Source organism: Pseudarthrobacter sp. alpha12b (assembly GCF_054130495.1).
In genome coordinates, this window is sequence record NZ_CP196746.1 from 3,568,428 (window position 1) to 3,580,274 (window position 11,847).

Sequence of the window (11,847 nt, forward strand, 5' to 3'; positions counted from 1 at the left end):
GAATGGGAAGAAAAATCACATGAGGGCATTCGGTAATCAAACTCACTCGCCCACGCAACTGCGCCCTGCCCGCAAACTCCGTATCGCGGTCGTCGGTGCCGGCTACTGGGGACCAAACCTGGCGCGCAACCTCCAGGCAAGTCCTGACTGGGACCTGGTGGCCATTTGCGACCTGGATGTTGAGCGGGCGCGGAAGCTGGCAGCGACCCTTGGAGAAATTCCCTGTGTCGAGTCAATGGATGAACTGCTGGACCTTTGTGATGTGGACGCAGTGGCCATTGCGACGCCGGCCCGCACCCACCACGGGACGGTAATGACGGCGCTGCGCGCGGGAAAACACGTCCTGGTGGAAAAGCCGCTGGCTGACAGCAGGGAACACGGGCTGGAGATGGTGGCCGAAGCCGAGGCGAACGGGCTGGTGCTGATGGCGGACCACACCTACTGTTACACCCCGGCTGTCCTAAAGATGCAGGAACTGGTGCAATCGGGGTCCCTTGGCGAAATCCTGTTCGTGGATTCGACCCGGATCAACCTGGGGCTCGTGCAGCCGGATGTGGACGTCTTCTGGGACCTCGCGCCGCACGATCTCGCCATCCTCGACTTTGTCCTCCCCGGTGGCCTCAACCCCGCCGAAGTCTCCGCATTCGGCGCGGATCCGCTGGGAACCGGACGCGACTGCGTGGGCCACCTCAACTTCCGGCTTCCGAACGATGCCACCGCCCATGTGCACGTCAACTGGTTAAGCCCCACCAAGATCCGCCAAATGGTGATTGGCGGCTCCCTGCGGACACTGGTGTGGGACGACCTCAACCCGCAGCAAAGGCTCAGCGTCTATGACAGGGGCGTGAGCCTGGACCGGCAGCCGAAATCAGCGGGTGAGAAGGCATCGACGGCCGTGTCCTACCGCCTCGGTGACACCTGGTCCCCCGCGCTGCCGGAGCGCGAGGCCCTCAGCCTGGTGGTGCAGGAACTGGCGTCCTGCATCCGCAACGGCGAGGAAGCCAGGACAGGAGGTACCTCCGGGCTCCGGGTGCTGTCCGTCCTCGAAGCGGTCACCCGCAGCCTGGGCATGGATGGCCAGGCTGCACCGGTAGCTGGATCTGCCATGGCCGCAACCGGTTCCGATATGGAGGAGGCACTGTGAGCGCATTGGAAGGAGCCAGCGTCCTGGTTACCGGCGGGGCGGGCACCATCGGATCAACCTTGGTGGACGGCCTGCTTGAAGCCGGTGTGCAACGCATTGACGTCCTGGACAACCTGGTCCGCGGCCGGCTGGACAACCTCTCCGGCGCCCTGGCAGCCGGGCACGTTGAACTGGTGCAGGGCACCATCCAGGACCGGGATCTGGTACACGACCTCACACGAGGCAAGGACCTGGTATTCCACCAGGCCGCGATCCGCATCACCCAGTGCGCCGAGGAGCCGCGGCTGGCCCTGGAGGTGCTGGTGGACGGAACATTCAACGTCCTTGAGGCCGCTGCGGAGCACAAGGTGGACAAGCTGGTGGCGGCATCCAGCGCCTCCGTGTATGGGATGGCCGAGGAGTTTCCCACCTCCGAACGGCATCATCACGCCAACAACGACACCTTTTACGGCGCAGCCAAGTCCTTCAACGAAGGCATGGCCCGCAGCTTCCGCGCCATGACCGGCCTGGACTACGTGATGCTCCGCTACTTCAACGTTTACGGGCCCCGCATGGATGTCCACGGCCTCTACACCGAGGTGCTGGTGCGGTGGATGGAACGGATCATGGACGGGCAGCCGCCGCTGATTTTCGGGGACGGCCTCCAGACCATGGATTTCGTGCATACCGCTGACGTGGCTCGGGCCAACGTTCTGGCGGCCGCCAGCGGGATCACGGAGGGGATCTACAACGTGGCCAGCGGCATGGAGACCAGCCTGCTGGAAATGGCGCAGGCGCTGCTGAGGGTCATGGGCTCGGACCTTGAGGTGGAGCACGGCCCAACACGCCAGGTGAATGGCGTGGTCCGGCGGCTGGCCGATACGTCCGCTGCCGCACGCGATCTTGGCTTCAAGGCCGAGGTGGAACTCGAAGAAGGACTCCGGCAACTCGTCAGCTGGTGGATGCCGCTGCGGGACCAAATTGCCGCCGCACGGAAGATTGGTGCCTGATGACTGCCGAGGCGTTCCTTACACGGATAAACGTCATGAAGCCATGGCTTGGTGACGAGGAAGCCCGGGCCCTGGCCGAAGTGGTTGCCTCCGGGTGGGTGGCGCAGGGACCCAAGGTCAAGGAGTTCGAGTCCCGCTTTGCCGAGTCCCAGGGCATCCGGCACGCCGTGGCCACCTCCAGCTGCACCACCGCGCTTCACCTGGCACTGGTGGTGGCCGGGATCGGTCCCGGGGACGACGTCGTGGTTCCATCTCTGTCCTTCATCGCCACAGCGAACGCGGTGACCTACGTAGGCGCCCGGCCAGTGTTCTGCGACGTGGACCCGGTCACCGGAAACGTGACGGCGGAGACCATCCACGCCGCCCTCACGTTAGACACCCGGGCCGTGATCGTCGTGGACCAGGGCGGCGTACCGCTGGACATGGACCCCATCCGTAGTCTGTGTGACCGCCACGAGATCACCGTGATCGAAGACGCTGCATGCGCTGTGGGGTCAACGTACAAAGGCCGGCCGGTAGGTGTGGCCGCGGACGTCGCCGTGTGGTCTTTCCATCCGCGCAAGATCCTCACCACCGGCGAGGGCGGGATGCTCACCACCAACCGGGCCGACTGGGCTGCGAGGGCCAGGACGTTGCGGGAGCACTCCATGAGCGTGTCCGCCGCGGACCGGCACGGATCGCTGCTGGCACCGCCGGAAGACTACCTTGAGGTGGGGTTCAACTACCGAATGACGGACCTGCAGGCCGCAGTCGGCATCGTCCAGTTGGGCCGGCTGCCGGAGGTGCTTGAGCGGCGGCGGGACATAGCGGCACGGTACGTGGCCGGCCTCGCCCGGGTGCCCGGCCTCCGGCTCGTGTCGGATCCACCCTATGGCACCTCAAACTTCCAGTCGTTCTGGGTGGAGGTACTGCCCAGCTTCGGAACCAGCCGGGACGCGCTGCTGGAACAGCTGGCGAAAGCCGGGATCTCGGGGCGCCGCGGAATCATGGCCGCGCACCGCCAACCCGCCTACCGGTGGCGCGACTCGGGCGGAACCCTGCTGCAACACACGGAACGGCTTAACGACAGGACCTTGATCCTGCCGGTGTACCACGAACTGGACGACGACGGGCTGGGCAGAATCATCAGCACTATCCGGGCTGCGTCCACGGGGATGCGCACATGAGTGAGCTGATCCTGATAGCTGCCAGTGGCCTGGCGCGCGAAGTCCTGGCGATGGTGCGCACCAGCGGCCAGTACGACGTCGTCGGACTGCTTGATGACGACAAGGAAATGGCAGGGGTCAGCGTGGACGGTGCCCCGGTGCTGGGGACCATCGATGACGCCGCCAAATACACCCACGCGTTCGTCCTGGTGTGCATCGGTTCCGGCAGGGCCCGCGAATCCGTGGTGGAGCGGTTGGCGGCACTGGGCCTGACTGAGGCACGCTATGCCACCGCCATAGACCCTTCGGTCCAGTATCCGGAGGGGTGCCGGGTGGGCAGGGGCAGCATCCTGCTCCGGAACGTCACGCTCACCGCCTCCGTCACGCTGGGATCCCACGTGGTTGCCATGCCCTCAGTGACATTCACGCACGACGACGACGTGGCGGACTTTGCGACGTTCGCTGCGGGAGTGTCGCTGGGCGGCGGAGTCCGGATCGGCCGGGCAGCCTACCTGGGCATGAACGCCAGCGTGCGCGAACGGACCTCCGTGGGGGCCTACGCCACCGTGGGGATGGGAGCGGCGGTACTCAGCAACGTCCCCGACGGGCAGACCTGGGTAGGCGTGCCGGCACACGAGATCGACGGGGAAAGCTTCCGGATTGGGGGGATGTCATGAGGGCCTCCCGGCCTCGGGAAGCCAAAGATTCTGCAGCTGTCACCGTTGTCATTCCCTGTTACAACTACGGAAAGTACCTCCCGCAAGTGGTGCACAGCGTACTGGCGCAGCAGAGGGTTGCATCGAAGGTCATCATTGTCGACGACTCCTCACCGGATGGTTCGGTGAAGGTGGCCAACGCCCTCGCCGACGGCGATCCCAGGATCACTGTTGTGGCCCACAAGCAGAACATGGGCCACATCGCGACATACAACGACGGTCTGGCAAGGGTAGAAACAGAATTTGTGTCACTGGTGTCAGCGGATGACATCGTCGCCCCAGGGGCCCTGTCCAGGGCGACGGACCTGATGATGGCCCATCCCCGTGTGGGTCTTGTCTATGGTTTGCCGTCGGAATTTCACGGAGAGCCCCAGGCTTCCTGGGATGCAGACGGGGCGCGCAGAAGCAGCTGGATCATCTGGCCAGGCAGGGAATGGCTTCGGTGGGCCTGCCTCCGTGGGCGGAACTTCATCTTTTCGCCAGAGGTGGTGATGCGTACGTCTGCCATGCGTCAAGTGGGTGAGTACAACAAGGAACTTCCACATTCAGCGGACCTTGAGTACTGGATCCGCACAGCTGCGTGCTGGGATATCGGACGGGTAAACGGGCCCTCCCAGGCTTATTACAGGGTTCATGACAGCAACATGCATGTCACCACTTACAACACACTGCAGGTGGACCTGGAACACAGGCTTGCTGCCTTTCGTGTGCTGGCAACACCGGGGATGGAGCACTGCCTCCCCAATGGAGCTCGCCTGTTTGAACTCGCCAAAAGGGGTATTTGCCGGGAAGCCCTCCTGCTCGCGGAGCGGAACCTGGACGGTGGCGGACCTGCTGACGCCTCCCTCGAGTTCGTCAACGTCGCGACGGCAGCCTATCCGGCTGCTGCCGGTACTTTACGGGGCCGAAGTGTCCGCTACAGGATCCGACGTGCCCAGACCGGAGCAACACCCACCGTTTTCCAGAGCCTAATGGAAAGCTACAGACACCAACTGAACCGTGCGCGCTGGGTAGCGTGGCGCAAAGTGGGGATTTCATGAGTTCCGGACCGGGCGACGCAGACCCGGTCGAAACAGTCAGGGCAGGGCTCAAAGGAGGCCTCGCCTGGGGAGCCATAGGTGTCGCATCGGGAAGGGCTCTGCAGTTCGTTATGATGCTCGTGCTGGCCCGAATCCTGGCTCCGGAGCATTTCGGCGCGCTGGCAGTGGCCCAAGTGGTCCAAGCCATTGCAATCAACGTTACCGAACTGGGCGCCACGGCAGCCTTGGCGCGCGGCGACAGAGACCCGCGCGAGATTGCACCAACCATTCTGACCCTGGGCTTGGCGACCAGCGCAGTGATCACGGGCGGCGTCATTGTCCTCGCTCCAACCCTGGCCAACCTTATGGGTGATCCTGGAGCAGTAGGGGTAATCCAAATTCTGGCAATCACCATCCTTCTTTCGGGATGTTCTGGAGTGCCGGCGGCCATGGTGTGGCGAAACTACCTTCAGCGGCCGCGGGCGTTTATTGAAGTAGCTGGAGCGGCACTCACCCTTGCAGCGGCGATCCCGATGGCACAGGACGGCATGGGAGCCTACGCGCTCGTCTGGTCCCGGGTGGCCGGTCAGATTTTTTCGACGGTCGGGTATTGGGTAGTGACTCCAACCCGCTTCCGTCCCGGTTTTGACCGGGCAGCGGCCGCCTACGTCCTGCGTCTTGGGTTACCACTGGCCCTGGCAAACCTCGTGGTTTTCGCCACACTCAACCTTGACTACGTCATCGTGGGTCGGCAACTCGGACCCACGGAGCTGGGTGTCTATCTTCTAGCGTTCAGCCTGGCGAACTTGCCCAGCAGTTTGATTACCGCCATTATCCGCACGGTGGCGGTGCCTACTTTTGGCCGGCTCCATAAAGCAGGACTCCTGGACCAGGCTGCACCCGATGTCTTGGGCTTGGCCGCATTCCTGGCTATGCCGATCTCCGCGTTGCTGGCAGGACTCGCGGGTCCGCTTGTTCAGGTGCTGTACGGCCCCACCTGGCAGGGCGCTGCAGCCGCCATGGTCGGCCTGGGAATCTTTGGAGCGGGCAGGATTGTATCGGAAATCCTGGCCGACCTCTGCGTCGGCGGCGGCCGGACAGCAGGACTGTTTTGGGTGCAGATGCTTTGGTTGGCGTGCCTCTTCCCAGCCCTCTTAGCGGGTGTTTCCTCTGCGGGGGTAAGCGGTGCCGGAATGGCCCACGCTGTTGTGATCTGGCTGGCAGTCCTCCCTGTCTACTTCTTCCTGGTCGGAAGGGTTATCAAAACATCAGTGAGGCGAATGCTTGCGCCATCCCTTATCCCGCTTGGTGCGGCCACGGGAGCGGGGACCGTTGGCTGGCTCATCTCGAATTGGATTGGGCCTCCCTTCCTCGCGCTTTCCTGTGGTTGCTTCGCCGGCATTGCGCTCTACCTCGCACTGACGATCCGGTCGGCCAAGCGGACTTACTCGCGCCTGAGATTGTTGAGCAGCACCGATCCAAGCCCGGACGACGACAGGCCCGAGGCTAAGGGCGCGGCACCAACGGCGACTGGAATCATCTCCCAGACAATCGATAGGAGCTCGAATTGAACCAGCCAGAAGAACTCCGCGTGCCGTTGGTCGACATCGCTGCACAGCAGGAGGAGATCCGGGAGGAACTGGAGCCGCAGCTGGCGGACATTATGACGCGGGCTGCTTTCATAGGCGGCAAAGAGGTAGGGCTATTCGAGCAGCAGTACGCCGAGTTCCTCGGCGCACGTCACTGCATCGGCTCCGCTAATGGCACCGATGCACTGGAGATGGCGCTAAGCGCCGGGGGTGTAAGACCTGGGCAGGAAGTAATTGTCCCAGCCAACACTTTTATAGCCACCGTGGAGGCAGTCCTCAGAATCGGTGCGCGGCCAGTGCTGGCTGATGTGGACGAGGAACACCTGCTGCTGGATCCCGAGTCGGCGCGGAAGTCAGTAACGAGCAGGACGGCCGCCATCATCCCGGTGCATCTCTTCGGACAGGTAGCTCCCGTGGAGCGTTTGGCGTCCATCGCCGAAGAATGCGGGGCCGTAGTCATCGAAGATGCCGCGCAGGCGCAGGGCGCCACCAGATTCAACAGGGCCGCTGGGACGTTAGGGCACCTGGCCGCGACAAGCTTCTATCCGGGCAAGAACTTAGGCGCCGCCGGAGACGCTGGAGCAGTCACCACGGACGACGACGCGGCCGCCCGACATGTGCGGCTGCTTGGCGCTCACGGAAGTGAACACAAATATCAGCACGAGATTATGGGGCGTAACTCCCGTCTCGACACCATCCAGGCGGCCGTGCTTTCGTGCAAGTTGCGACGGCTGGCGGCTTGGAACGAACTACGCCGCCAAGCGGCCACCAACTACCATCATCTCCTGGCCAATATAGAAGAACTGAAACTACCGCGGTCAGCTCCAGGAAATTCTGATGTCTGGCATCTTTTCGTCGTCCGCGTGGCCAATCGCGACTTCATTGCAGACCAACTACAGCAAGTAGGCGTCTCTTCCGCGGTGCATTACCCGATGCCTATCCACCGAACGGATGCCTGGAGGAGGTTGGGGCTCCCGTGTCAGAGCCTCCCCGTGGCCGAGTCGGCCGCCCGGAGGATTTTATCGATCCCTATCTATCCGCACATCACGCCGGAACAGCAGCGGCACGTGGCGAAGTCGTTGAAGAACGCACTTGCGAAGGAGTCGAAGTGATGCGGGTGGGGTTGGGCGAAATTATTGCGAGAACAGGGGCGCGCGGCCTCGGAGATACCTCGCGTCGAGTGGTACGGCGGCTTTACGGTGAACTGGATGCGCGCATGGGTATCCAGTCTCTTAACTTCCCGCTGAATTCGGAAGACGTGTCCAGTTCCATAGGTATAGGTTTTGAAGAGCCCGCGGCCGGCGAGGGCCCGCTGAATATTGGGTGGCTTATTACGCCGCCCATCCCGGGCGCGGGCGGTCATACGACTTTCTTCCGGATGATCCAGGGAATGGAGGAGCGGGGCCACCGCTGCACGATCCTGGTCTACAACCGGAACGACGGGGCGATGGACCGGCACCGGTCGGTCATCAAGAAGTTCTGGCCAGGTGTAAAGGCCGATATTCAGCCCGTCCCCGCAAGGTTGGCTGGCTTCGACGCCTGCGTAGCCAGTTCATGGGAAACCGCCCATGTGCTCGCGGCCCGCATGCCCCGCCGCAGAGGGCCTTCACCCTACTACTTCATTCAGGACTATGAGCCATATTTCCACCCTCGCGGTTCACTTTACGCACTCGCCGAGGACAGCTACCGCTTCGGCTTCCACCTACTGGCTCTGGGGCCGATGGTGGCAGAAGTGCTGGAACGGGAGATCGGCATCGAGGCACAAATTCTGCCCTTTGGCAGTGACATAGGGACCTATCAGCTAACCAACACGAGCGGCCGCTCCGGCGTCGTATTCTTTGCCAAGCCCGAGGCCGAACGGAGAGGTTACGATATGGGCCGCCTTGCACTGCAGGAGTTCCATCGCATGCACCCGAGGCAGGAAATCCACGTCTACGGAGCACGCGTGACGGAATGGGGCGTTCCCGTGCAACAGCACGGGAGGATTTCTCCCCAAGAACTAAATGAACTCTATAACCGGACCATTGCCGGTCTAGCCCTGAGCTTTACAAACATCACCCTGGTGGCAGCGGAAATGCTGGCCGCCGGCAACATTCCGGTCCTCAACGATGATCCATATGCCCGCTCCGTACTGACCAACCCGGAAGCAGTTTGGGCTGCACCCAGCCCGACTGTTCTGGCCAGCGCCCTAAGTGACGTTGTCACCGCCACCGACACGGCCGAACGCTCAGCAAGGGCGGCACGGGCCGCTGCACACCGCGAACACACGTGGGCCGAAACCCAAGCCAGCTTTGCCGAGGCGATGACCGGCCGTGAGTTCAGTCCCTTGCGCTCCCGCTGACGTTCCGAATGCCGGTATTAGAAGAATCCAACGTGTCAAAGGAGACTACGGATGCGAATACCCACAGCTTTTTCGTGGTTTTCGACTGCCCTTATTGCTGAGGCGCCCGCGACAAGTTCCACCAAGCTATCGAAGCCGATGTCTGTTCCGCAGGGACTGCAGTATGTTCCTGCCCTTGATGGCCTGCGCGCTGTGGCCATTCTGCTTGTTCTCGTACACCACGGGCTGCAGCCGCTGCCATTTGCGGGCTTTCTGGGTGTCGATATCTTCTTTGCCTTGTCCGGGTTCCTCATTACGTCCATCCTCCTGGCGGAGCTGAACCGTCGCCACAGCATCCGGCTTGGCCTCTTCTATTGGCGCAGGGCCGTTCGTCTGTACCCTGCGCTACTGATAGCCATAGTGGCCATCCTCCCCTTCGGCTTACTGATAAGGGGAAGCAAGCATCTCTTTGAGGTCGCTTTGGCAGCCACTTATCTAACGCCAGTGGCAGGCCAATTCTTCGGTAAAGCGGGACTCACCTGGCTTCAAACCTGGAGCCTCGGAATTGAGGAAATCTTTTACTTGGTTTGGCCTTTCACGTTGCTGGTCCTCTTTTCGCGCCGGGTCGCCAAGAAGTGGGTCGTGTCCCTGACCTTGGGCATCCTCCTGGACGGCGCGCAGGTTTGGCAGGCCATGACGGGACATGACGCGAGCTACTTCTTCCGTGCAGGGGGCCTGTTTCTCGGCTGCAGTTTCGCGCTCTGGTTATCGCAACACAAGGACGTCCAGTTCGGCCCATCATGGGGTTATGCGGGGGCGCTGGTCATAACCGTGGGAGTGGTCACCGCCGGGTTCTGGCCGGGTTTCAGCTCCTTGGCCTATGTGGCGGCTGCGGTTGGGACGATGGCAATCATTGCTTCCATAATTGCGGGTACCCGGAGCCGGTTCGCTTTGAAGTCGGCCCTCTCGGCGCCGCCTGTCGTCTACGTCGGAAAGATCAGTTACGAACTGTATATCTGGCACTACCCGGTGGCAATCCTCCTCATGCTCGCCGTCGGGACCAATCAACTGATCAACGTAGGTTGGTACGCCATACCGGGAAGCGCCCTCCTGGCGGCCCTCACGCATCATGTCCTCGCCAAGCCCTCGGCCCGATGGAAGACGAAATTCTCCTGACGGGCTGCCCCGGCCAGGAGAAACGCGGCGCGGGTGCCCGCAGTTTCCGCACTCTTATAGGCGTCAGTCCACAAAGCGTCAACAGTTCATCCCGGCGCCAAGCAACGCCGCGCTAGTTTTGCACCCAAGCCCACGGCTTCACCTGCCTGCGGGCACTCCACAAAAGGAAGGGACCGACATCGTGACAGCCAAGCATGAGGTCAACAGCGATGACTCCGGTACGGGAATGGGGGTACGCGGCTACGTCCGGGTGGCAAGGCTCTACTGGCGGTCCATTGCCGTGGTGACGATTGCGGTCACGGCCCTGGTCACACTCTGGGGCGCCCTCCAGCCCCGCATCTACGCGGCTGAGTCCAGCGCCCTTGTCCTCACGGTGGGTTCAGAAAATGTGAACACGCTGCTGACCGGCGATGCGCTGGCGAAGTCCAAAATCAAGAACTACGAGTCGATTGCCGAATCCCGCCTGATTGCCGATCAAGTCATTGCCTCGGTGGGGCTGAATACCACCGCTGACGCCCTGCTGCCGACTATCTCGGTCAAAGTCCCCGTCGAAACGGCTGAAATTCGCATTACTGCCACCTCCCCGGATCCGGTGATGGCCCAACGGGTGGCGGACGCGTGGATCAGCGAGTTGGCCAAACAGGTCCAACTGCTGGAGAGTTCCGTCACCGCCGGCCAACCGCCCTCCCCGTCTCTCCCGGTAGGCCTGGTTCCGCTCGATAAGGCGGTCCGTCCCGTTGCACCAATCTCCCCTAACATGCAACTCGCGCTCCTCTTCGGTGCGGTTGGCGGCCTCCTATTGGCCTACGCCGCAGCGCTTCTCCGCCATCATCTTGACCGTAGGCTGCGGAGCTCCAGGGAGATTGAGCGCCTCTTCGAAGTTCCCGTGATCGGGACGCTCCCCTACGACCAGGACATCAGCGATACCTTCAAGGTCCTTGGCACGGATCGCCACGAACTCCAGCAAACAGAAGTACAGAACCGTGCCTTCATAGAGGCTCTTCGGGCGCTCAGGACCAACCTGAGATTCCTCGACGTGGATAATCGTCCGCGCATCATTCTGGTGACGAGTCCGATGACATCCGAAGGCAAGTCGACCGTCGCCGGGAACTTGGCCGTAACGATGGCAGCAACCGGTGAGCCCGTCGTCGTCGTCGATGGAGACCTCCGCCGTCCACGTATCGCCGGAGCCTTCAACCTCGTCCCAGGGGTCGGTGTGACCAATGTCCTTAGCGGCCAGGCCCAGCTGGTCGATGTGATCCAAGCCCCGACCGTCCTGTCGAACCTCTCCATCCTGGGCTCCGGACCAACGCCGCCCAACCCAAGCGAACTGCTGGGCACAAACGCCATGAAGCAATTGCTGACCACCCTTGCGGTCGGGGCCACGGTGCTCATCGACGCTCCCCCTCTGCTCCCCGTCACGGACGCCGCTGTCCTGTCACGGGCCGCCGACGGGGTCATTGTGGTGGCCCGGGCCGGCCAAACCACGCGGGATGAACTCGAACGGTCGCTCAAGACACTGCAAACGGTAAATGCCACTGTCCTCGGTGTGATCTTCAACTGCGTTCCCACAAAAGGTGTGGATTCCTACGCCTACTACGGCTCCTACATGACTGCCCCGGACGTCACATCCTCCGAAAATGCGGACAGCGCTGAACTTCATGACGGTGCCCGCAGGGAAAGCCGGGAAGCCTCGTAGCCGCCCGCAACGGGAAGTCTGCAATGGCGCAAACGGGGGATATAGGAGAA

10 protein-coding genes are annotated in these 11,847 nt (G+C 62.4%); all 10 read left to right on the forward strand.

The genetic code is table 11. The annotated features are described in order from the left end of the window. Positions 1–19 precede the first annotated feature (19 nt). The 10 genes from ACTAQI_RS16470 to ACTAQI_RS16515 all read left to right on the forward strand — a co-directional run bounded on the left by ACTAQI_RS16470 (position 20) and on the right by ACTAQI_RS16515 (position 11,797). Positions 20–1,144, forward strand: coding sequence for a Gfo/Idh/MocA family protein (locus tag ACTAQI_RS16470; RefSeq protein ID WP_457947279.1), 1,125 nt, complete (start codon positions 20–22; stop codon positions 1,142–1,144). Then, positions 1,141–2,133 carry an NAD-dependent epimerase/dehydratase family protein gene (locus tag ACTAQI_RS16475; protein WP_457947280.1) on the forward strand — a complete coding sequence of 331 codons (993 nt, stop codon included), beginning with the start codon at positions 1,141–1,143 and terminating at the stop codon, positions 2,131–2,133. Before ACTAQI_RS16470 ends, ACTAQI_RS16475 begins: the two co-directional genes overlap by 4 nt. Beyond that, on the forward strand, positions 2,133–3,299 hold the full coding sequence (locus tag ACTAQI_RS16480; RefSeq protein ID WP_457947281.1) for a DegT/DnrJ/EryC1/StrS family aminotransferase: 1,167 nt from the start codon (positions 2,133–2,135) through the stop codon (positions 3,297–3,299). The genes ACTAQI_RS16475 and ACTAQI_RS16480 overlap by 1 nt, the downstream gene beginning before the upstream one ends. Continuing rightward, on the forward strand, positions 3,296–3,955 hold the full coding sequence (locus ACTAQI_RS16485) for an acetyltransferase (protein ID WP_457947282.1): 660 nt from the start codon (positions 3,296–3,298) through the stop codon (positions 3,953–3,955). Before ACTAQI_RS16480 ends, ACTAQI_RS16485 begins: the two co-directional genes overlap by 4 nt. Beyond that, positions 3,952–5,034 (forward strand): glycosyltransferase family 2 protein, encoded by a 1,083-nt coding sequence (locus tag ACTAQI_RS16490; protein ID WP_457947284.1) that lies wholly within the window; start codon positions 3,952–3,954, stop codon positions 5,032–5,034. The genes ACTAQI_RS16485 and ACTAQI_RS16490 overlap by 4 nt, the downstream gene beginning before the upstream one ends. Beyond that, positions 5,031–6,584 carry a lipopolysaccharide biosynthesis protein gene (locus ACTAQI_RS16495; protein ID WP_457947286.1) on the forward strand — a complete coding sequence of 518 codons (1,554 nt, stop codon included), beginning with the start codon at positions 5,031–5,033 and terminating at the stop codon, positions 6,582–6,584. The genes ACTAQI_RS16490 and ACTAQI_RS16495 overlap by 4 nt, the downstream gene beginning before the upstream one ends. Next, on the forward strand, positions 6,581–7,714 hold the full coding sequence (locus ACTAQI_RS16500; protein WP_457947287.1) for a DegT/DnrJ/EryC1/StrS family aminotransferase: 1,134 nt from the start codon (positions 6,581–6,583) through the stop codon (positions 7,712–7,714). Before ACTAQI_RS16495 ends, ACTAQI_RS16500 begins: the two co-directional genes overlap by 4 nt. Beyond that, positions 7,714–8,943, forward strand: a complete 1,230-nt coding sequence (locus ACTAQI_RS16505; protein ID WP_457951086.1) for a rhamnosyltransferase WsaF family glycosyltransferase — start codon at positions 7,714–7,716, stop codon at positions 8,941–8,943. The genes ACTAQI_RS16500 and ACTAQI_RS16505 overlap by 1 nt, the downstream gene beginning before the upstream one ends. Before the next feature lie 51 nt (positions 8,944–8,994). Then, entirely contained in the window at positions 8,995–10,098 is a 1,104-nt protein-coding gene (locus tag ACTAQI_RS16510; RefSeq protein ID WP_457947288.1) for an acyltransferase family protein, read from the forward strand. Positions 10,099–10,279: 181 nt separating this feature from the next. Further along, entirely contained in the window at positions 10,280–11,797 is a 1,518-nt protein-coding gene (locus ACTAQI_RS16515) for a polysaccharide biosynthesis tyrosine autokinase (RefSeq protein ID WP_457947290.1), read from the forward strand. Positions 11,798–11,847: the final 50 nt, after the last annotated feature.